Below are 19,481 nucleotides of genomic sequence, written 5' to 3' on the forward strand. Positions count from 1 at the left end.
ATACGCCGCACCGCCGGAGAAGCAAGGAACGAGTAACATGGATCTTGGACTGCAGGGGAAAAAGGCCATTCTGGTCGGCGCGGCGCGCGGCATCGGTTATGCCGTCGCAGAAGTCCTTGCCCGTGAAGGATGCGATATCGCGCTGACCGCCCGTAGCGAGGACAGCGTCAAGGACGCAGTCGCCGAACTGGGCAAGTATGGCACCAAGGTCGTCGGCAAACCCGCAAATGCCAAAAGCGCCGAGGAATACAAGGCGTGGTTCGAATGGGCGATCGAGGAACTCGACGGCGTCGACATCATGATCCCCTTCACGTCAGCGGGATCGGGTCTCGGCAGCGAGAAGTACTGGTACAACGCGTTCGAAGTCGACCTGATGGGCGCGGTGCGCGCGGTCGATGCCGTCATCCCGACGATGACCGAACAGGAAAGCGGTTCGATCGTTCTGATCGGCACCACCTCGATCCTTGAGGCGATGGGCGGCCCGCAGCCGTACAATGCGCTGAAGGCATCCATCGCCACATGGGGCAAGCAGCTTGCCCTGCATCACGGCAAGGACGGTATCCGCGTCAACGTCGTGTCCCCCGGCCCGATCGAGTTCGAGGGCGGTAACTGGGACATGATCAAAGGCACGATGGAAAAGTTCTACAACGCCCAGCTGCGCCAGCAGCCGATGGGCCGCCTTGGCCGTCCCGAAGAAGTTGCCAAGGCAATCACGTTCCTCGCCAGCGACGCGGCGAGCTGGTGCAACGGCTCCCACCTCGTGGTCGACGGGGGCTACACGAACCGGACGCACTTCTGATGAAAAAGCACGTCATGGGATGGGATCCGGCGGCGATGGACGCGCTTCGCGTCGTCGACGTGCCGCGCGTCGATCCCGAGACGACGGGCAACGGCACGCCGGTCGAAAAAGCACCGGATCCGGAGCTTGGCACCGACATCATCCCCGCCGCCCGCTACTACTCGCCCGAATTCATGGCGATGGAGTGGGAGAAGATCTGGACCAAGACCTGGCTTCTGGGCGGACGGTCGGACGACCTGAAGGAAGCTGGCGACTACATCTGCACAGAGATCGGCAAGGAATCGGTTCTGATCGTGCGGCAGGTGGACGGTTCAATCCGCTGCTTTCCCAACGTGTGCCTGCACCGCGGCAACCGCCTGCGTCCCGAAGGTCGCGGCAATGCCGAGAAGTTCCAGTGCATGTATCACCACTGGACTTACGGCCTCGACGGCAAGCTGGAACACATCCCCGATCTGTGCACGTTTCTGCAGGGCGGCCCTCCGGGCATGTCGGCCCAGCCGCTGCCTTGTGTGGAATGGAACAGCTTCGTCTGGTTCTCGCTCAACCCCGACGTCGAGCCGTTCGACGACTTCATCGATCCGCTGAAGCAGCACCTTGAACCGTATCATCCCGAACGCATGGCGTGGAAACGCGACATCACGGTCGAGTGGGACTGCAACTGGAAGACGTCGGTCGACGCGTTCAACGAGACTTACCACGTGCAGGGCATCCACCCGCAGCTGAAGTGGTATCTCGACGACATCAACGTCCAGATCGACTGTTACGGCAAGCACAACCGCTACCTGATCCCGTTCGCCGCGATCAGCCCGCGCGTCCACATGCCTTCTCAAATTCCGCCCGCGATCTACGAGATCATGGTCAATGCCGGCATGGACCCTGCCGAATACGAAGGCCGCGTGTCCGACATCCGCGTCGACGTGCAGAAGTTCAAGCGCGAGCATGGCCCGGCACAGGGCAAGGACTATTCGGAGCTGAACGACGATCAGCTGACCGATGACTATCACTACATGATCTTCCCGAACGTGGCCGTGAACGTCCACGCCGATGACATCATGCTGTTCCGCCAGCGCCCGCACGCGACCGACCCGAACAAGATGTACTACGACATCTGGATGTTCGAGCTCGTCCCCGAAGGCGAGGAATGGCCCGAGCGCGTGAAGCACAAACGCTTCAAGCACGGCGACAAGTCGATCGGGCAGGTTCTGGATCAGGACGCTTTCAACCTGCCGACCGTGCAGACGGGAATGCAGTCCGAATACTTCCCCGGCCTTTGGATCGGTGATCAGGAGCAGCGCATCCGGCACTTCCACAAGGTGCTGGACGACTACATCTACGGCCCCGGACAGAAGACCGCGGACGACCTTTAAGACTTGCCCGACGCAGGACCCCAGACATGAATTTCAGCCTGACCGAAGACCAGCAGCAGCTGCAGGAAGCCGCACGCGATTTCGCCCGCAACGAACTGCCCGGCATTGCCGCCGAACTGGAACGCGACAACAAGCCGCCCAGCCGCGAACTGGTGAAGCGTTTTGCCGAACTCGGCTTTCTCGGCATCAACGTGTCGAGCGATCTGGGCGGGCTCGGCCTCGGCAATATCGAGGCTCTGATCGTGCTGGAGGAATTCGGCAAGATTTCCTCGGCCATCGGCTTTCCGGTCTTCGAAAGCTCGGTCGGTCCGGTTCGCGCGATCGAACACTTCGCCTCTGATGAATTGAAAAAGCGCGTGGTCCCTGCCGTCTGTGCGGGCGACATGGTGGTCGCGGTGTCGATGTCGGAACCCGATGCGGGTTCGGCGCTGACCGATCTCAAGACCAAGGGGGTCGTGAAGGGCGACAAGATCGTCATCAACGGCACCAAGCGCTGGTGTTCGGGCGGCGGCCATGCCGATGCCTATGTCGTCTATTGTCGCCTGTCCGACGATCCGGGGGCCAAGGGTATCGGCGCCGTGCTGGTCGAAAAGGACGCGCCGGGCCTGTCGTTCGGCCCGAATGAACAGCTGATGGGCTTTCGCGGCGTGCCTTCGTCCGATCTCAACTTCGACGATTGCGAAGTGCCGGTCGGCAACATCATCGTGCCTGCCGGCGGCTTCAAGAAGCTGATGGAAGCCTTCGACCTCGAACGTTGCGGCAACGCGACGATGTCGCTGGCGCAGGCCTCGGGCGCGCTTGAGGACGTTTGCGAATACGTCCAGGAACGCAAGCAGTTCGGCAAGCCGATCGCGGAGTTCCAGGCGGTGCAGCTCAAGCTCGCCGAAATGCAGATGAAGTGCGAGGCTGCGCGCCTCCTCATCTGGCGCGCCGCTTCGCAGGCAGAGGACGGCCTGCCCTCGGTGCTCCACAGCTCCACCGGCAAGTGCTTTGCCAACACGATCTCGCGCGAGGTTACGGGCGAGGCGATGCAGCTGATGGGTGCATACGGCTATTCCAAGGAATTCCCGATGGAACGCCGCCTGCGCGATGCCTGGGGCTGGGGCATCGCGGGCGGTGCGATCGACATCCAGAAGGTCAACATCGCCTCGGCCATGCTGGGCCGCCGGTTCGACCAGCGGCGCTGATTTCCGGCGCCGCTACCCTGCGGTGCCGGCCATCCTTGCCCGCCCTTCGCGGGTATAGACGAGATTGATGCTGGTGAAGGTCACGCACTCGGTCCCGTCCTCCAGCATCACGGCATAGCGGGTCAACGCCGTGCCGCGGTCGTCGCGGGTTTTCGACGGTTCAAGGCTCACGATCTCGCTCGTCACGTGGATCGTGTCGCCGGCGCGGATGGCGCGTTTCAGGCGCAATTCGTCCCAGCCCACGCCGCAAACAAAATCGATGTCCCAGTTGATCTCGTGATCCATCTGCCGCCAGAGAGCGAGCACGTAGATACCGCTGGCGACGACTTCTCCGAAGACCGAATCCTTTGCCGCGTCGGCATCGGCATGGAACCACTGCGGGTCATATTTGCGGGCGAAATCGATCATCTCCTCCGCCGTCACGGTCCGGCTTTTCGACACGCGCTTTTCGCCGACGGCAAGATCTTCGAACGTGCGATAGGGCTCGCGCGCTTCGTACGTTTCGCTCACAATTTGCCTTCCCGCTTCTGGTCCAGCATCCGGGCCAGCCCCTGCTGGCAAACGCTGGCGACGCAGGTCCCGTCACGCCGGAAGATATTGCCCCGCCCAAAGGCGAGCGAATTGCCACCCGCCGGTGAATCCATGGCGTAAAGCAGCCACTCGTCGACGCGGAATCGGTCGTGGAACCACATTGCGTGATCAAGGCTGGATGTTTGCATCCGGTCATCCGACCAGTCGAGCCCCATGGGACCCAACCCCGTCTGGAAGATATGCATGTCCGAGGCGTAGGCCAGCCAGCGTTGATGCACGTGGTGCGGACCGTCGATCGTGCCGGTGAAACGGAACCAGAACTGGCGGCAAGGCTCCAGCCGCTCAGCATTGCGGAAAGGAAATGGCTGCACCGGGCGCCAGTCGATCTGCTGGCGGCGAAGCCAGAACGGCCCGTGACGCGGCGAGAGGTCCTCCGCAAAACGGGTAAAGATGTCGGCCAGCGGCTCCAGCGTCTCTGGCGCAGGTACGTCGGGCATCGGCATGGATTGCCTGCTGCCATCCTCGTCCACCTTGAACGACGCCATCATCCGCATCAGCGGCGCATCACCTTGCGTCATGCGAACCGCGCGCGTCGCAAAACTGCGCCCGTCGGTTTCGCGCGTGACTTCGATCTCGTTCACGGCGTCCGTCATGCCCGGCTTCATGTAATAGGCGTGAAGGCTGTGCGCGATCTTGTCCTCGGGCACGGTCCGGCGCGCCGCATCAAGGCACTGCGACAGGATCGCCCCGCCGAACAGGCGCAAGAGCCCGCTGCGAACAGGGGCTACGGTAAAGCGGTCGGGCGCGATCTCCTGAAATTCGAAGAGGTGCTCGCGCTCGTCCTGCGGATCGTCGGGATAGGGGTTCTGTTCAGTCACGTCGTTCGCATAAGCCCCGCCCGGCCTCCCTGCCAAGCCCGGCCCGCCTGCCGAAACAGGGCCATCCATCAGGCGAACTGCTGTTTCTCGAAGGCGAAGGCGCAGTCGGGATCGACGATCTGGAGGATCTCGACGACATTGCCGTCGCAGTCGCGGCCATAAGTCGCGCGCGTTGCCGCGCTGCCACCGGGCGGGCAATTGAACTCCATGCCCAACGCCTTCAGCCGCTCGTATTCGGCGAAGACGTCATCGCAATAGAGGCACAGGTGCGTGATGCCCCGATCGCACATGCGCGGTCGAACTTCCTGCGGATCGTTGCTGGCATATTCAAAGACCTCGATATGCAGATTGCCCAGCCGGATCATCGCGTATTTCGCCTGGCTGTCTTTCAGGCCGACCATCGTGTCGATACGCTCGTTCCCCGGCTCCCAGCCGCCACCGCCCGCACGCTCGAACCCGAACCAGCGTTCGTAGTGATCGATGAAACGCTCGATATCAGGGGTCGAGATGGCGAGGTGGTGAACCCCGCGGATCATTCTGCCGGTTCCGCGGCGCGTGCGGCCTTTACCGCGGTCACGATCTCGCGGTTCGTGGGATTGCGGCGTAGCGTCAGACCGCCATTCACCTGCAGGACCTGCCCGCTCATGAAACAGGCATCGCTCGCCAGCCAGGACACGGCTTCCGCGATGTCCTCGCTCGTGCCCACGCGGCCCAGCGGGTATTCCTTGGTGAAGGTATCGACGATTGCCTCGTTCTTCGAAGCCGCCTCGGTCATCGGCGTAACGGTAAAACCCGGCGCGACCGAGTTAGCGCGAATGCCGCGATGGCCGAATTCGTTGGCGACGCAGCGGATCACGTGGTCCGCCCCTGCCTTCGTTCCCATGTAGGCGGCGTGATCCTCCAGCATGATCGAGGCCGTGGCCGACGAAATCTGAATCAGCGACCCGCCGTCGTTCATCACCCGCAGCATCGCCTGATAGAACAGGAACGCGCCAGTGAACTGAAGCGCGGCCATCTTCTCGACTTCTTCCTTGGTGTTCTTGAGGAAAGGCTTCAGCAGCCCCCACCCCGTCGCGTTCACCGCGATGTCGAGGCCACCGAACCCGTCGACCGCCGCCTTGGCCAGCCGGGCAAGGTCTTCCTCGCTGGTAAGATCGCAGTTTGCCACGGCAATGCCGCCGATCTCTTGCGCCAGTTCCTCAAGCGGCCCCGCGTTGCGGCCCGCGACGACGACTTTCGCGCCGTCGCTCGCCAGCCTGCGCGCGATGACCTGCGCCATGTTGTCCCGGTTCGCCGCGCCCATGACGACGGCGACCTTTCCGTCCAGATTGGCCATGTAAGGCCTCCTCTCCAACTAGTGTCCTGCCGGCCTTTTTGGCCGATCAGTCTTTCTGAACCCAGTCGCCCAGCACCTGTTCGACCCGTGCATGTTCGGGCACGCGATTGAGGCCGATGCGACGATCCAGTTCCTCGTGCCAGTGGTAGATGCGGCGCTCTTGGTAATTGAGCGGCATACCCTTGAAACCGGGGCTTTCGAGGGATTCCTGGATCTGCGGCGCGTACTGCAGATCCTCGTAAAGAATACGCTCCCAGTTGCTGAGGCGCGTCGGCCAGAGGGGGTGCGGATTTTCCGGATCGTGATCGGGCGCGAGCCAGCTGGATACGACCCGCGACTTGCGCGGACCCAGCGGCCAGAACTGCAGGATCGGAATCCCCGTCGGTGCCGGTGGCATCACGAAGTTCGGGTAGATCTGGTAGCTGACGTTGTTCTTGGCCGGAAACTCGGTGATCGAGGGGATTTCCGGCATGCCCACCGTGCCCGGATCGACCCAGTCGGGACGGCGGTTCGGCGTTGCCATGCGGCTGTGCCCGTTGGGCCAGAGCGTGACGATCATCGCGCGGTGGTCGAGAAAGCGGTCCACCGTGTCGATGTGGATCGACTTCAGGTGATAGACTTCAAGGAAGGCGTCGAGCAGGACTTTGACGTTGCAGTCCACTTCGTACTCGCGGCTGTCGACGAGGCGAAGCTTGTCGAGCTCGAACTGCTCCAGCTGCTTTGCCATCGGGCCGATGTGTTCCATCAGCGGCTCGGCATCGTCGTCCTTGTTCACGAAGATCATCGAGCCGAGCATTTCGCAGCGCACCTGCACGAGGCTGCGGCACGAGAAATCGAGATCGACGAAGTCGCGCTTGTCACGCACTGCCGTCAGCTTGCCGTCGAGCGTGTAGCTCCACCCGTGATAGCCGCAGACAAATCCGCGGTCCTTGCCGCTATCCTCAGTAACGAGCGGCGCGCCGCGGTGCTGGCAGGTGTTGTAGAACGCCTTGTACTCGTCCTGCAGCGTGCGCACGACGATGATCGGCACGCCCGAATTGCGCCACAGGAACCATGAACCCTTCTCGGGAAGCTGGTCGACATGGCCGGCATAGAGCCACGCCTTGTCCCACATCATTTCCTTTTCAAGGCGCAGGAATTCGGCGTCGGTGTACCGGCTGCCGGGAATGTCCGGCAGGTTCGGGAAGCCTTCGGGCGGGCCCTTGCGGTCCCGTTCGTAATCCATACGCGCGAAGTCGTTTTCCGGTTTTTGGTTCGTAACCAGATCGAGCATCGATGTCTTCTCCCATGCATCGTGCGAGCGCAATTGGGGGCAGCGCTCCGATGTTCTATTAAAAACATACATGACTGTTTTTGATTCGTCACGCACGATGGTTGCGAAGCTAGCTCTTTCGGGTGTAGAACGTCAACATTCGGTACGCCGGGGCGCAGATAAACGGACATTTCTACCAAACGCCCGTTTGGTGGAAGCGATCTTGGAGAGGATCGATGGACGCCAATATACTGGACGACATCTCGCATGCCGATCCGGCGCAGAGAAAAGATCGAGAGGAACGTTGGGCACAAGTCGTGGCGGTTTCGGCCGCCCTCTTCGCTCAGAAAGGCTACGAGGCGACTTCCCTGCGCGAAATTGCCGAGCGTGTCGGCATGCTCAAGGGCAGCCTCTATCACTACATCAACGGCAAGAGCGATCTTCTGGTCCACGTCCTGCGCGAGGCGCATTCCCGCGGCGTGCTGGTCCTTACCAAGATCGCGGAACGCGAAGGTCAGGCATTGGAGCGACTGGAAGAAGTCATCACCGCCCATGCCAAGTACATCTGCACCGAACGCGTATTCACTGCCGGTTTCATCGAAGCACACCGCCATCTGACGCCCGACCGCGCGCGCGAATTCGACGTCGCCGAACGCAATTATCGCAAGGCAGTGGAACGGCTGATCGCGCGCGGACAGGTCGAAGGCGACTTGCGCGACGATCTCGACCCGAAAGTCAGCGCGCTATGCCTGCTGGGTTTTCTAAATTCCCTGCACGGCTGGGTGAAACCGGCCAGCGGCCTGACCACGCGGCGGCTTTGCGACCATGCGCTGGCGATGGGTCTTGGCGGTCTTCGCAAGACCTGATGACGTGCGGGTCAGTCCTTGCCGAACGAGGCTCCGCGTTTTTCGGCGTAGGCCGTAACGCCCTCGCGGCTGTCAGCGCTGTCCAGCGTTGCCTTGCCCCATGCATTGCCCAGCGCCAGCGCCTGTTCGATCGAGACGCCGGTCGAAAGCTCGTACAATTCGCGCCCGTTGCGGATCGCCTGCCAGCTGTTTTCCAGCATCCCGCCGGTCACGGCCAGCGTCCGCTCCATCAGCTCGGCCCCCGGCACGACTTCGGTGACGACGCCAAGGTCGTAAAGGCGCCGCGCCGGGAACAGTTCGCCGGTCATGATCATCGCCAGTGCAGTCGCGCGCGGCACCTGGTGGGCCAGCCGCTGGATACCGCCGGCAAAGGCGAAAAGCCCGCGCTTCACTTCGCTCACACCCATAAACGCGTGTTCGGCAGCAAAGACCATGTCGCAGGCCATCATGATTTCGAAGCCGCCCGCGACGGCCGTGCCGTTGATCGCGGCGATCAGCGGCTTGTTGCGCTTGCGTTCGGTGATCCCGCCAAAGCCGCGCCCCGGGATCAACCCGTGACCCGCGCCGTGTTCGGCCGCTTCCTTCAGGTCCATCCCTGCGCAGAACGCGCGGTCGCCGGTGCCGGTGATGACCATCGCGCCGATCGCGTCGTCGGCTTCCGCCTCGGTAACGGCCGCGTCGATCGCGGCGGACGTGGCGGCATCAAGCGAATTGCTCGCCTTCGGCCTGTCGATCCGCAGCACGCGGACCTTGCCGTGCGTTTCTGTGACGAGACCCGTCATGACGCTGTTCTCCCGGAGTGTGTTTCTTGAAAAGCTTTGCCAACCTGCATCACCACGGCCGCATCGTGACCGACATCGCCGGCTCCATCGCGGCGCTTGAAAGCGATCTCGGCATGACCTTCGCGCCCGTTCGCAAGTTCGATCCGATCCGCGTCTGGCTGCCTGAAGACGGCTGGGGCGAGGCGCATATCGCGGTTACTTATTCGCGCGTCGGGCCGATCCACCTCGAACTGATCGAAATGCTGGCCCCCGGCCCCTACGAGGCGCTGAAAGCCGTTTCGACCGACCATGTCGGCGCATGGGTTCCAAACGTCGGTGACGAGGTCGAGGCGTTGATGGCCGATGGCTGGGACCTCGTCATGGCAGGCGCCTCGCCCAAGCATCGCTACGGGCAGATGGCGTATCTTGCGAAAGACGGCGGGCCGGTGCTGGAACTCGTGGGCGAACCGATCCGCCCGATGATCGAGGAATGGATCGCCTCGACGGGCTGAAGGCCCGAATCTGTTCACACGGTCGCCATGCTGCCGAGGACGACGGTGGCCTGACTCGACAGAGTGCCGCCATTGCCATGGGCGAGCGCCAGGTTCATGTCGGCCAGCTGGTTTGCCGCCTCGCCCCGGATCTGGCGCGCGGCCTCGATGATCGCGAAAAGGCCGTACATCCCCGGATGGCAATAGGACAGGCCGCCGCCGTTGGTATTGACCGGAAGGCTGCCACCCGGCGCAATCGCACCCGATGCGACGAAAGGCCCGCCCTCGCCCTTGGCGCAGAAGCCGAGGTCCTCGAGGAACAGGATCGTGTTGATCGTGAAGGCATCGTAGAGCTGCACCGTGTCGAAGTCCGAAGGCTTCACTCCGGCCATTTCCATCGCCCGCGCGCCCGATTCCCGCGCGCCGGTCATGGTAAGGTCCTGCGCCTGCGCGACCGAGTTCCACCATGCCGCGGCGGCAGAGCCCAGCACCGGAACCGGCACTTTCGCGCAGTCCTTCGCCCGGTCCATCCGGGTCATCACGATCGCAGCCGCGCCATCGGTCACGAGGCAGCAGTCGGCCTTCGAAATCGGCGTGCTGATCATGCGGGCCGAAAGACAGTCCTCCATCGTCAGCGAACCATGCGCGAAAGCCTCGGGATTGGTCTGCGCCCATGCCCGCGCCGCCAGCGCGACCGAGGCCAGTTCCTCGCGCGTCGTGCCGAAGACATGCATGTGCCGCGCGGCGGCGAGCGCATAGGACGATAGCGGGAATAACGGCTTGTAAGGCTCGTCCCACTGGTTGCTGGTGATCTTCGTCGCCAGCTTTCCGCCGCTCGTCCGCTGGTTCGAGCCATAAGCGATCAGCGCACAGTCGATGTACCCCGCCTCCAGCGCGAGCGCGGCGCTGGCGATGTGGCTCATGAAGGCCGACCCGCCGGTGCGGTTGTTGTCGGTATAGCGCGGCCTGATCCCGAGATATTCGGCAAAGGACAGCCCCGCGAAAAAGTCTGCAGGCTGGCAGACATAGAGCGCGTCGACATCGGCCAGCGTCAGACCCGCATCGTCGAGCGCCATCAGCCCGGCCTTTGCGGTCAGTTCCATCGATGTATGGCCCGGAGCCTCGCCAACCCCGTATGTCGCAAGGCCGGCGATCGCGGTCCGCCCGCGTGGGAAGACGTCGCTCATGACGCACCCCTTGCGAGCCGGAACAGCAGGACCGGTTCCTCACCGCTCCTGTCGATATACGCCTCGACTTCCTGCCCGATTTCCAGCGTGTCAGGTGCTACGTCCTCGACACGGCTCATCAGCCGCGCGCCTTCGTCGAGATCGACCAGCACGACATTGTAGGGCTCCTGCGGCGGCCTGCGCTGGACCCATGTCAGCGAATAAATCGTGCCCCTTCCCGAAGCCTCGAACCATTCGAGCCCGCCTTCGCCGGTGCCGGGGGCAGCCACGCGCGGCGGGAAGACGGCCTTGCCGTCCGCCGTGCGCTGCAAAAGCAACCGCCCTTCGGCCAGCGCCTCACGCCATTCCGCTTCGGGTCCCTTCACGCGGCGACACCTGCCTTTGCTACTGCGCCCTTGGCGACAAGATCCTCGATCTCGGCATCGCTGAAGCCCGCATCGCGCAGGATCGCTTCGCCATCACCGCCGAGTTCCGGGCCGGGATCGCCGATCGCGCCGGGGGTGTCGGAAAAGCTCGTCGGAATGCCGGGGAAACGGATCGTGCCCATCTCGGTATTACGTTCGTCCCAGAAGCCGGTTTCTTCAAGATGCGGATCGACCAACAGGTCTTCCAGGCTGGCGATCGCGGTCGCGGGGATGTGCGCACGGCGGAACAGTTCGACCCATTCCTCCGTCGTGCGCGTTTCCAGCACGCGCGCGACCTGAGCCAGCACCTTGCCGATATTCTGCGTGCGCGTCCGCATCGAGGCGTAGATCGGGTCTTTCGACCACTCGGGGTGGCCGAGCTCTGCAAAGAAGTTCTGCCAGTGCCGATCGTTGTAGATCATGACCCCGATATAACCGTCCGACGTGCGATAGGGCCTGCGCGCCTCTGACGTAGCGCGCGGATATTCGGGCGGGCCCTGCGGCGGCACGAAAAGCGAGCCGCACAGGTGTTCGACCATCGCGAAAGACACCAGCGTCTCGAACATCGGGACCTCGATCTCCTGCCCGCGTCCCGTCTTCTCGCGCGCGTAGAGCGCGGCCATGACCGAGTAGGCACCGGTAAGCCCCGCAACCTTGTCCGCAATCACCGTCGCCGTATAGGTCGGCACGCCGTCCGAAAGCTTGGCCTGAAGATCGACGATTCCCGATGCGGCCTGCACGATGTCGTCATAGGCCGGATAGTCGCGATAGGGCCCGTTGCGCGAAAAGCCGTACATGTTGGCGTAGATGATCCGCTCGTTCGCGCCGCACAAAGCCGCATAGTCGAGCCCGAGGCGCCCGATGGCGCTGGCCCGCATCGAATGGATGAAGACATCCGCCTCACCCGCCAGCCGCAGCAGCGTATCGCGCCCTTCCGGGTTTTTCAGGTCGAGCACGATCGAGCGTTTGCCGCGATTGACGTTGAGGAACATTGCCCCGCGCGAATGGTCCGGCCCCGGGGGGATAAAGCGCGTGGTATCGCCTTGCGGGCTTTCCACCTTGATGACGTCGGCGCCAAGATCGGCGAAGATCTGGGTTGCGTAAGGCCCCATCAGCACGCTCGTCAGGTCCAGCACTTTCACGCCGGCCAATGGCCCCTTGCCGCGTCCGCTCACAGGTCTTCTCCACGCATCACTTGTTCTCTTCCTTGCCCGTCTAGCGCAGAACCGGCATCAAAAAAAGACATACATGACTGTCTTTTCGTGTTAGCCGAAAGGAAAGTCGCAAGCCCCTTTAAGGGCGCGAGAATGGCACTATCGAGAGGACCCGCCAAGTGAGCGACAACTTCCCGCTTTCGCTGCACCACCTGACCGCGCTCGACGCGACACCTGCGCAGCTGGTCGAACTCGCCCGCGACAACGGGTGCGCACACGTCTGCCTGTTTACTTATGTGCCGGAGGCCGCACGGGCCGCGTTCCCGATGGTCATGCCGGAGGATGTGTCTGCCCTGAAGGCGGTGATGGACAAATGCGGCGTGACTGCCTGCAACCTCGAAGTCTTCCCTCTCGACGGCACCGACGACACGGCGGGCTTTGCCTCAGCGCTCGAAACCGGAGCCGCACTCGGCGCGACGCGGGCGACAGCGCACATCCACGAGATCGCGGACGAGGAAGAAGCCATCGCCCGGTTCGCGGCGTTCTGCAATCTGGCGGGCGAACACGGCATCATCGCGGGGCTGGAGTTCAACGCCTTCTCCGCCGTCAACGACATCGAGAGCGCGGCACGCATCGTGCGCGGGGCCGGACGCGGCAACGGCCAACTGGTCTGCGATGCGCTGCATCTGTTCCGCAACGGCGGTTCGGTCGAGGCCGTCGCCGCGCAGGCCGACATCATCGGCTATGCCCAGTTCTGCGACGGCCCAATGGAGCGAGATAGAGCCGAATGGTGGCGCGAGGCGGTGGGCACACGCGAACTGCCGGGGCGCGGGGAATTTCCGCTGGGCGCGCTTGCCGGCGTGCTTCGGGCAGGCACGGTCATCGAAGTCGAAGTCCCGCGCAAGGCCGAGATCAAGGAAGGTGTACCCGCCGCCGACCGCGTTCGCGCGGCCGTGGCGGCCGTGAAGTCCGTGCTCCCCTAGGGGGCCTTCGGCCGCATTTCGATAATCTTGGCCTCCAGCATCTTGAGCAGATGCGGCACCATTTCCTTTTCCAGCGCTCCGGTAGAAAGACTGGTCGCCATACCTTCCATCAGCGTCTGCGACAGCGCGATGGCCTTGGCGAAATCGTCGGGCGCCGAGTGCCATTCGGGATAGAGCGCGATCGCCTCGCTCATGAAGCGTTCGCGGTACTCGGTCTGAAGCGGGCGCATGATCTCCGCGAGAACTTCGTCGGTGCGGGCCGCCATCGCCAGTTCCTGGAAGGCAAGAAACGCGGGCTTCTGAACCTGCTTCCAGTAAGCATAGACCATCGTCGCCGGTTCGTGATCGCCGGTTTCCGACGATCTGCGGAATGCACGCAAACGGCGTTCGTGCAGTTCCACGATCGTCGCACGGATCAGGGTCGCGCTGTTTTCGAAATGATGCAGCATCGCGCCGCGCGACAGGCCTGCCTCTGACGCAACCAGCGGCGTTGTCGTGCGCGCATATCCCACTTTGACGAGGCACTGGATCGTCGCCTCGATCAACCGGCCCCGCGTCTGCGCGCTCTTAATCGACTGGCGGGTCGGTGCCTGCTCTTCGCCTGCGGCCTTCTTTGTTCTTGTTGCCACTAGAGGCTCCCGAATTATCGCGCACCCCGCACTGGCAGGGCCGCTTTCTTTTCCGGCGCCTCTCCTACGCCAGTTAATCAGTCATGATTGTTTTTTTGACCGCTCTCGTCAATCCGCGGCGTGAAATTGCCCCCGATCGGGACCGTGCGGTGTCAGTGCCCGCCTCCGCCGTCCAGCTTGAAGACCTTGTGCAGGACGAAGACGATGATCGCACCAAGGATGAGGCCCAGGATCGCGGAAGCCGTTGCAAAGGACAGCCAGCCCAGCGCACCGCCCAGCGCACCGGTCGCCATCTCGACGTGATGTTCCATGCCATGGACGATGTCGTAGAGCGTATGCCAGCCCAGGTCGTGCGTTCCGTGCAGAACGATCCCGCCGCCGACCCACAGCATCGCGATCGTGCCGACGAACGACAGGGTAACGAGCAGCTTGGGCATGGCAGCAAGCAGGAACTGGCCGAACTTCTGCGCGGCTTCTGACGGTTTTTTGGCGAGATGCAGGCCGATATCGTCCATTTTCACGATAAGGCCGACCGCACCATAAACGACTACCGTGAACATCACGCCGATAATCGCCAGCACAATGGCACGCTGCCACAAGGATACGTCGGCAATTTCGTTCAGGGTGATCGCCATGATTTCGGCAGAGAGGATGAGATCCGTCCGGATCGCGCCCGAGGTACGCTTCTTCTCGAACTCGGCCATGTTCTCCGGTTCGTCCTCAAGCGTTTCGCCATGCTTGGCACCGCCGAGTTTCTCGATGACCTTTTCTGCGCCTTCATAGCAAAGGAACAGCCCGCCCAGCATCAGGATGGGCGTGATGGCCACGGGCAGGAATTCACTGAGCAGGAGAGCTGCCGGAAGCAGGATCAGCAGCTTGTTGCGCAGCGACCCCTTGGTGATCTTCCAGATAATTGGCAATTCGCGTTCGGGCGTGATGCCGGTGACATAGCTTGGCGTCACCGCCGCATCATCGATAACCACGCCCGCCGCCTTGGATCCGGCCTTGGAGGCTGCGACGCCGACGTCGTCCATGCTGGAGGCTGCGGCGCGGGCGATAAGGGCAACGTCGTCGAGAAGCGCGACCAGACCTGAGGGCAACGGTAATCCTTTCGAACCAAGTTCTGCAGGGCAGACGGTTCGACCGGCCCCCGGTTCCCGTTGTTAGCCGGTGCTTTCAAAAAGGCAAACACCTGTGCCCCAAACGAAAAGGGCGGCCCCGCAGGACCGCCCCATCGTGTCTGTTGCGCCGACGGGCGCCTCTTCCCTTGCGGGAGGAGCTTACTTCTTGAGCTTGAGGCCGCCGAAGCGCTGGTTGAAGCGGGCGACGCGGCCGCCTTCGTTCACCACGCGGTTGCCGCCGGTCCATGCCGGGTGGCTGGTCGGGTCGATTTCGAGCGTCAGCGTGTCGCCTTCGCTGCCCCAGGTGGAGCGCGTTTCGAACACGGTGCCGTCAGTCATCTGCACCTTGATCGTGTGGTAGTCGGGGTGGGTATCGGCCTTCATGACTTCAAATCTCCGTCAATGCGCCGGTTCCGACCGGCGGCACGGTGTGTCTCTTGGAAAGCGGCGCGCTTAACCGCGAATCGATTCAAAAGCAAGCAAAGCGGCGCATCAAAATCGGTTCGAGGTTCGGTCCAGAGCGAGGCGAAAATGGTGGTGGGCGGTGAACCGGAGCGCAGCGACCTTCTGGTCGTGAGCACCGGAAGCGCCGACCGGCGCCATTTGCAGGCCGCTATGGGCCGGAGATCGAGCCTATTTTTCGATCATCGCGGTAAATTCTGCCTCACACGTCACATTGCCATCGATTGAGGCGGTGCCGGCGAACTTGCAGATGCGCGCGCGCTTGTGAACGAAGCTGACCTTGAGGTCGAGCAGGTGGCCGGGGGTGACCGGCGCACGGAACTTCGCATTGTCGATGGCGAGGAAGTAGACCAGCTTGCCCGAACCTTCGAGGCCCAGTGCCTTGATCGCCAGCAGGCCCGCGGCCTGCGCCAGAGCCTCTACCTGGAGCACGCCCGGCATGATCGGACGGCCTGGGAAGTGGCCCTGAAAGAAATCCTCGTTGAACGAGACGGCCTTGACCGCGTGGATCTCCGATTCCGGGTCGAGCGATACGACCCGGTCGACCAGCAGCATCGGATAGCGATGCGGCAGGAGTTCGAGAACCTTTTCGAGTTCGAAACCCGTCTCGCTCATCGATATGCTCCTTAGCGGCCGCCGGCAGCGGCAGCGTTGCCCTGCTGTGCGGCTGCGGCCTGTGCGGCCTCGGCCTGACGCTGTGCGGCGGGCTTCCAGTCAGCGGGCGGAACCAGCTGTGCCTGAGGCAGGAGGCGGTTCAGTTCGGTCAGAACGTCCTGGTTGAGGTTGTAGGTCTGATCAGCCGAAACGACTGCAGCCGGATTCAGGACGAGCGTGATCTTGCGGCGCTGCTTGGCAGCTTCAAGTGCGTCGGGCAGCTTGTCGCTGATCTGTTCGAGCACATAGGCGCGCGACATGGCGACCGGCTGGAGCAGGCGGTTCAGTTCCGCTTCGCCCGACTGCTGGATCCGCTGGATCTGCTGGGCCTGCTGCTGCAGCGAGGCCTGGTTCGGCGACGCGGCCTGGCTGTCGGCCTGATACTTCTGGAGCAGCGGATCGAGCTGGGCCTGGATCTGCGTGCGACGCTGTTCGGCGGCGTCGATCTGGCTCTTGTAAGTCGTCGGGCGCTGCTGCTCAGCCAGCTTGTATGCAGCCGAGTTGACGACGATGGCGTCAGGGTTGGCGACCGCGAGGCCCGGGACGGTCTGTGCCGAAGCGGCGACCGGAAGGGCGACGGGCGCGGCAGCGGCAAGCGCTGCGGCGATGATCTTGTGCGAGGTCTTCATCAGAATTGCGTTCCTACGTTGAAGCTGAATGTCTTCGGGTCGTCCCCTTCTTCCTTCAGGAGGACCCGTGAGAAGTCGAGGCGCAGCGGGCCGAAAGGCGAATTCCAGCTGACACCGATACCAACAGAGACACGCGGCTTGGGCGTGTCGCCGAGGTACTCTTCTGTGAAAGGTGAGATGAACAGGGTATTATTGGTCTGGCCGTCAGGCGCGACCGGATCATTGGTATAGACCGGCGCTGCCAGCGGATCGCCATTCGCATCCACCGTCTGGAGGTAGAGCGGGGCGGCAATGGTGTTGGTGTTCGGGTTCTTCAGGCCCCAGACTGCACCGACATCGGCGAAGATCGAGGGACGCAGGCCCAGTTCACGCGCGCCCGAGCCCAGCGGGATCTCAAGCTCTGCACGGCCCTTGTAGTACATCTTGCCGCCAAGCGCGTCGTCTACCCAGTTGTCACGATCTTCGTCGACGATCGTGTAGTTGCCGTTCTCATCAGGCAGCAGACGCTTGCGCACGACACGCGGGCCGATACCGCGAATGTCGAAGCCGCGAAGGTCCGGTTCACCGAGGAAGAAACGGTCGGTCAGGCGAACGTCGTCGGTACCGTCGAGGTTACGGTCCTTCAGCGACTTGATGTAGCCGCCTTCGGCCGAGAGCGAGAACACGAAGTTGCCCAGAACCGAGAAGTACTTCGCACCGTTGAGGCGCAGACGGGCGTAGTGGACGTTACCGCCCAGACCCGCATAGTCGGCGTTCGCGACAACACGTTCACCGCGGCTGGGACGAATGCGGTTGTTGAGCGTGTCGTAGATCAGGCTGGTGCCGACGATCGAACTGGTCCGCTTGCCAAGCGCATCGCAAAGATAACGGCCTGCAACCAACGGATCACATTCTGCCACGCCGTCACCGTTGAGATCGCGGAAATAGCGATCGCCCAGCGTCACGTCCTCGAGGTTCAGCGTGTAGCGACCGATCAGCGTCATGTACTCGCTGAGCGGCGTACCGGCACGCAGCGAGAAGCCCGTGGTGCTGTTCTCGTAGGTGTTGTTGCGGTCGTTGTTGAAGTAGTTGAAGCTGTTGTAATCGCGGCGATAGACGTCCGCGCCGAACGAAATGTTCGAATTGAACATGTAGGGTTCGGTAAAGCTGACCTGAGCCGACTTCGAGTAGCGCGAGTAGTTCAGCGACAGGCCGACCGTCTGGCCGCGGCCGCGGAAGTTACGCTGCTGGATCGAGCCCTGCAGGATGAAGCTTTCGAGGCTGGAGAAACCGGCCGAAAGCTGAAGTTCGCCGGTCGGCCGTTCTTCGACATTGGCGACCAGCTTGATGCGGTCGGGTGCGCTGCCCGGCTGCTGCTCGATCTCGAAGTTTTCCTGGAAGTAACCCAGCGAGTTGATGCGCGCGGTCGAACGGCGGACCTGCAGCGAGTTGAACGCATCGCCTTCGGTCAGACGGAATTCGCGGCGCACGACCTTGTCCTGCGTCAGCGTGTTGCCGTTGACGTCGATCGCTTCGACGTAGACGCGCGGAGCATTGCCGATGCGGAAGACGACATCCATCGTCCGCTCGTCCTTGTTGCGGGTATAATCCGGCTCGACCTGACCGAACGCGTAACCGAACGCACCGATCGTTTCGGAAAGACCCTCGATCGTGTCTTCCACGGTCTGCGCGTTGTACCAGTCGCCGGTGTTCATCGGCAGATTGCTGGTCAGGCGGTCTGAATCGAAGTCGCGGATTTCGCTGTCGACCGTGACATCGCCGAACTTGTAGCGCTCACCCTCTTCCACCACGTACGTGATGATGAAGTCCTTCTTGTCGGGCGTAAGCTCGGCAACGGCGGACACGACGCGGAAGTCGACGTAACCTTCGGTGAGGTAGAACTGGCGCAGCTTCTGCTGGTCGAAGGCCAGCTTGTCGGGATCGTAGCTGGTGCCGCCCTTGATGAACGACAGGAAGCCGGTCTGCTTGGTCAGCATCTCGCCGCGCAGTTCACCGTCGGAAAACTCCTCGTTCCCGATGATGTTGATCTGGCGGACCTTCGACTTCGGGCCTTCCTTGATCTCGAAGACGATATCGACGCGGTTCTGGTCCAGCGTGACGGCCTTCGGCTCGACCGTGGCGGCAAAGCGGCCCTGGCGCTTGTAGAGCTCGATGATGCGGTTGACGTCGGCGCGCACCTTCGAACGGGTATAGATCTGGCGCGGCGCGAGCTTGATCTCGGGCAGGATCTTGTCGTTTTTGAGGCGCTTGTTGCCCTCAAGGATGATGCGGTTGATGATCGGGTTCTCGACCACCTGGATCACGACGTTGCCCGCTTCCTCGCGGATCTTCACGTCCGAGAACAGCTCGGTCGCATAGAGGTCCTTCAGCGCCTCGTCGGCGGCGGCAGCGGTATAGACGTCGCCGGGGCGCATCTTGATGTAGGACAGGATCGTCTGCGGCTCGAGCCGCTGGGCACCGGCGACGGCGATCTGGCGAACGATGGTCTGATCCGGAACGACGGGCGCGGCCGTTTCGGCCTCCGGCTGAACCGCAACGGGCTGTGCTTCCTGTGCCAGCAGCGGGGTCGGCGCGAGGGCCGTTCCCGACAGCAGCACGGTGAACAAGCCGGCGCGGTATGCCGAGAAACGCGGCGATCCAACTGCCTTTGCGGCCATCAACAAACCTTCCGTCCAATATGGGTATGTCCGTTCCCAACGAACATCCCGGATACGTCCCCCGCCCAGCCGGTCGTTAACCGTCCCGGCGCGTCGCAGCCCTGTGCCCGATGGAGGCGGCACTATCAAGCCG

General features: G+C 62.8%; 21 protein-coding genes. 6 read left to right on the forward strand and 15 right to left on the reverse strand.

The window, feature by feature from the left end:
• Positions 1 to 37: 37 nt before the first annotated feature.
• The 3 genes from KIH45_RS09955 to KIH45_RS09965 are packed head-to-tail and all read left to right on the forward strand — an operon-like array spanning position 38 to position 3,353.
• Positions 38 to 799: an SDR family NAD(P)-dependent oxidoreductase gene (locus KIH45_RS09955; RefSeq protein ID WP_213175856.1), complete on the forward strand. Its 762-nt coding sequence runs from the start codon at positions 38 to 40 to the stop codon at positions 797 to 799.
• Positions 799 to 2,166 (forward strand): aromatic ring-hydroxylating oxygenase subunit alpha, encoded by a 1,368-nt coding sequence (locus KIH45_RS09960; RefSeq protein ID WP_225899815.1) that lies wholly within the window; start codon positions 799 to 801, stop codon positions 2,164 to 2,166. The genes KIH45_RS09955 and KIH45_RS09960 overlap by 1 nt, the downstream gene beginning before the upstream one ends.
• A gap of 26 nt (positions 2,167 to 2,192) precedes the next feature.
• On the forward strand, positions 2,193 to 3,353 hold the full coding sequence (locus KIH45_RS09965) for an acyl-CoA dehydrogenase family protein (RefSeq protein ID WP_213175857.1): 1,161 nt from the start codon (positions 2,193 to 2,195) through the stop codon (positions 3,351 to 3,353).
• A 12-nt stretch (positions 3,354 to 3,365) separates the two neighbouring features.
• On the opposite strand, the gene KIH45_RS09970 is transcribed toward KIH45_RS09965, so the two are convergent.
• The 5 genes from KIH45_RS09970 to KIH45_RS09990 all read right to left on the reverse strand — a co-directional run bounded on the left by KIH45_RS09970 (position 3,366) and on the right by KIH45_RS09990 (position 7,371).
• Complete coding sequence (locus KIH45_RS09970) at positions 3,366 to 3,863, reverse strand: MaoC/PaaZ C-terminal domain-containing protein (RefSeq protein WP_213175858.1); 498 nt, start codon at positions 3,861 to 3,863, stop codon at positions 3,366 to 3,368.
• Entirely contained in the window at positions 3,860 to 4,762 is a 903-nt protein-coding gene (locus KIH45_RS09975) for an acyl-CoA thioesterase (RefSeq protein WP_337925454.1), read from the reverse strand. Before KIH45_RS09975 ends, KIH45_RS09970 begins: the two co-directional genes overlap by 4 nt.
• Before the next feature lie 68 nt (positions 4,763 to 4,830).
• The gene (locus KIH45_RS09980) at positions 4,831 to 5,298 is read right to left on the reverse strand and encodes a VOC family protein (RefSeq protein WP_213175860.1); all 468 of its coding nucleotides are present in this window, start codon (positions 5,296 to 5,298) and stop codon (positions 4,831 to 4,833) included.
• The gene (locus tag KIH45_RS09985) at positions 5,295 to 6,098 is read right to left on the reverse strand and encodes an SDR family oxidoreductase (protein ID WP_213175861.1); all 804 of its coding nucleotides are present in this window, start codon (positions 6,096 to 6,098) and stop codon (positions 5,295 to 5,297) included. Before KIH45_RS09985 ends, KIH45_RS09980 begins: the two co-directional genes overlap by 4 nt.
• Positions 6,099 to 6,144: 46 nt before the next feature.
• A complete protein-coding gene (locus KIH45_RS09990) occupies positions 6,145 to 7,371 on the reverse strand; it encodes an aromatic ring-hydroxylating oxygenase subunit alpha (RefSeq protein WP_213175862.1) in 1,227 nt (408 codons plus the stop codon).
• 215 nt (positions 7,372 to 7,586) lie between these two features.
• Between KIH45_RS09990 and KIH45_RS09995 the strand changes: the two genes are divergently transcribed.
• Positions 7,587 to 8,216: a TetR/AcrR family transcriptional regulator gene (locus KIH45_RS09995; protein ID WP_213175863.1), complete on the forward strand. Its 630-nt coding sequence runs from the start codon at positions 7,587 to 7,589 to the stop codon at positions 8,214 to 8,216.
• An 11-nt stretch (positions 8,217 to 8,227) separates the two neighbouring features.
• On the opposite strand, the gene KIH45_RS10000 is transcribed toward KIH45_RS09995, so the two are convergent.
• Positions 8,228 to 8,998, reverse strand: a complete 771-nt coding sequence (locus KIH45_RS10000; RefSeq protein ID WP_213175864.1) for an enoyl-CoA hydratase/isomerase family protein — start codon at positions 8,996 to 8,998, stop codon at positions 8,228 to 8,230.
• A 17-nt stretch (positions 8,999 to 9,015) separates the two neighbouring features.
• Between KIH45_RS10000 and KIH45_RS10005 the strand changes: the two genes are divergently transcribed.
• The gene (locus tag KIH45_RS10005; RefSeq protein WP_213175865.1) at positions 9,016 to 9,489 is read left to right on the forward strand and encodes a VOC family protein; all 474 of its coding nucleotides are present in this window, start codon (positions 9,016 to 9,018) and stop codon (positions 9,487 to 9,489) included.
• Between the two features lie 14 nt (positions 9,490 to 9,503).
• Here the strand turns inward: KIH45_RS10005 and KIH45_RS10010 are convergent, their stop codons facing one another.
• From KIH45_RS10010 to KIH45_RS10020, 3 genes are read right to left on the reverse strand one after another with little or no spacing between them, the layout of a single operon-like run.
• Positions 9,504 to 10,655 carry an acetyl-CoA acetyltransferase gene (locus KIH45_RS10010; RefSeq protein ID WP_213175866.1) on the reverse strand — a complete coding sequence of 384 codons (1,152 nt, stop codon included), beginning with the start codon at positions 10,653 to 10,655 and terminating at the stop codon, positions 9,504 to 9,506.
• A complete protein-coding gene (locus KIH45_RS10015; RefSeq protein WP_213175867.1) occupies positions 10,652 to 11,020 on the reverse strand; it encodes a Zn-ribbon domain-containing OB-fold protein in 369 nt (122 codons plus the stop codon). Before KIH45_RS10015 ends, KIH45_RS10010 begins: the two co-directional genes overlap by 4 nt.
• Entirely contained in the window at positions 11,017 to 12,234 is a 1,218-nt protein-coding gene (locus tag KIH45_RS10020) for a CaiB/BaiF CoA transferase family protein (protein ID WP_213175868.1), read from the reverse strand. The genes KIH45_RS10015 and KIH45_RS10020 overlap by 4 nt, the downstream gene beginning before the upstream one ends.
• Before the next feature lie 158 nt (positions 12,235 to 12,392).
• Here KIH45_RS10020 and KIH45_RS10025 point away from each other — a divergent pair, with 158 nt between their 5' ends.
• Positions 12,393 to 13,196, forward strand: a complete 804-nt coding sequence (locus KIH45_RS10025; RefSeq protein WP_213175869.1) for a sugar phosphate isomerase/epimerase family protein — start codon at positions 12,393 to 12,395, stop codon at positions 13,194 to 13,196.
• Here the strand turns inward: KIH45_RS10025 and KIH45_RS10030 are convergent.
• From KIH45_RS10030 to bamA, 6 genes are all read right to left on the reverse strand, one after another.
• Complete coding sequence (locus KIH45_RS10030; protein ID WP_337925456.1) at positions 13,193 to 13,825, reverse strand: TetR/AcrR family transcriptional regulator; 633 nt, start codon at positions 13,823 to 13,825, stop codon at positions 13,193 to 13,195. The genes KIH45_RS10025 and KIH45_RS10030 overlap by 4 nt on opposite strands.
• A gap of 152 nt (positions 13,826 to 13,977) precedes the next feature.
• Complete coding sequence (locus KIH45_RS10035) at positions 13,978 to 14,925, reverse strand: DUF808 domain-containing protein (protein ID WP_213175870.1); 948 nt, start codon at positions 14,923 to 14,925, stop codon at positions 13,978 to 13,980.
• A gap of 180 nt (positions 14,926 to 15,105) precedes the next feature.
• Complete coding sequence (gene rpmE / locus KIH45_RS10040; protein ID WP_213175871.1) at positions 15,106 to 15,330, reverse strand: 50S ribosomal protein L31; 225 nt, start codon at positions 15,328 to 15,330, stop codon at positions 15,106 to 15,108.
• A gap of 249 nt (positions 15,331 to 15,579) precedes the next feature.
• Positions 15,580 to 16,023 (reverse strand): 3-hydroxyacyl-ACP dehydratase FabZ, encoded by a 444-nt coding sequence (gene fabZ / locus KIH45_RS10045; RefSeq protein WP_066763169.1) that lies wholly within the window; start codon positions 16,021 to 16,023, stop codon positions 15,580 to 15,582.
• A gap of 11 nt (positions 16,024 to 16,034) precedes the next feature.
• Positions 16,035 to 16,691 carry an OmpH family outer membrane protein gene (locus tag KIH45_RS10050; RefSeq protein ID WP_213175872.1) on the reverse strand — a complete coding sequence of 219 codons (657 nt, stop codon included), beginning with the start codon at positions 16,689 to 16,691 and terminating at the stop codon, positions 16,035 to 16,037.
• A complete protein-coding gene (gene bamA, locus KIH45_RS10055; protein WP_213175873.1) occupies positions 16,691 to 19,348 on the reverse strand; it encodes an outer membrane protein assembly factor BamA in 2,658 nt (885 codons plus the stop codon). The genes KIH45_RS10050 and bamA overlap by 1 nt, the downstream gene beginning before the upstream one ends.
• Positions 19,349 to 19,481 lie beyond the last annotated feature (133 nt).

Origin of the sequence: Croceicoccus gelatinilyticus, assembly GCF_018398395.1 — a bacterium.
Taxonomy (GTDB): domain Bacteria; phylum Pseudomonadota; class Alphaproteobacteria; order Sphingomonadales; family Sphingomonadaceae; genus Croceicoccus; species Croceicoccus gelatinilyticus.

What these genes read in the sequence shown, in the direction of transcription:
- rpmE (WP_213175871.1), bottom strand. Translation starts at nt 15,330, where the DNA reads ATGAAGGCCGATACCCACCCCGACTACCACACGATCAAGGTGCAGATG.
- KIH45_RS10000 (WP_213175864.1), bottom strand. Translation starts at nt 8,998, where the DNA reads ATGACGGGTCTCGTCACAGAAACGCACGGCAAGGTCCGCGTGCTGCGG.
- KIH45_RS09985 (WP_213175861.1), bottom strand. Translation starts at nt 6,098, where the DNA reads ATGGCCAATCTGGACGGAAAGGTCGCCGTCGTCATGGGCGCGGCGAAC.
- KIH45_RS09960 (WP_225899815.1), top strand. Translation starts at nt 799, where the DNA reads ATGAAAAAGCACGTCATGGGATGGGATCCGGCGGCGATGGACGCGCTT.
- KIH45_RS09990 (WP_213175862.1), bottom strand. Translation starts at nt 7,371, where the DNA reads ATGCTCGATCTGGTTACGAACCAAAAACCGGAAAACGACTTCGCGCGT.
- fabZ (WP_066763169.1), bottom strand. Translation starts at nt 16,023, where the DNA reads ATGAGCGAGACGGGTTTCGAACTCGAAAAGGTTCTCGAACTCCTGCCG.
- KIH45_RS09980 (WP_213175860.1), bottom strand. Translation starts at nt 5,298, where the DNA reads ATGATCCGCGGGGTTCACCACCTCGCCATCTCGACCCCTGATATCGAG.
- KIH45_RS09995 (WP_213175863.1), top strand. Translation starts at nt 7,587, where the DNA reads ATGGACGCCAATATACTGGACGACATCTCGCATGCCGATCCGGCGCAG.
- KIH45_RS09955 (WP_213175856.1), top strand. Translation starts at nt 38, where the DNA reads ATGGATCTTGGACTGCAGGGGAAAAAGGCCATTCTGGTCGGCGCGGCG.
- KIH45_RS10050 (WP_213175872.1), bottom strand. Translation starts at nt 16,691, where the DNA reads ATGAAGACCTCGCACAAGATCATCGCCGCAGCGCTTGCCGCTGCCGCG.
- KIH45_RS09965 (WP_213175857.1), top strand. Translation starts at nt 2,193, where the DNA reads ATGAATTTCAGCCTGACCGAAGACCAGCAGCAGCTGCAGGAAGCCGCA.
- bamA (WP_213175873.1), bottom strand. Translation starts at nt 19,348, where the DNA reads ATGGCCGCAAAGGCAGTTGGATCGCCGCGTTTCTCGGCATACCGCGCC.
- KIH45_RS10010 (WP_213175866.1), bottom strand. Translation starts at nt 10,655, where the DNA reads ATGAGCGACGTCTTCCCACGCGGGCGGACCGCGATCGCCGGCCTTGCG.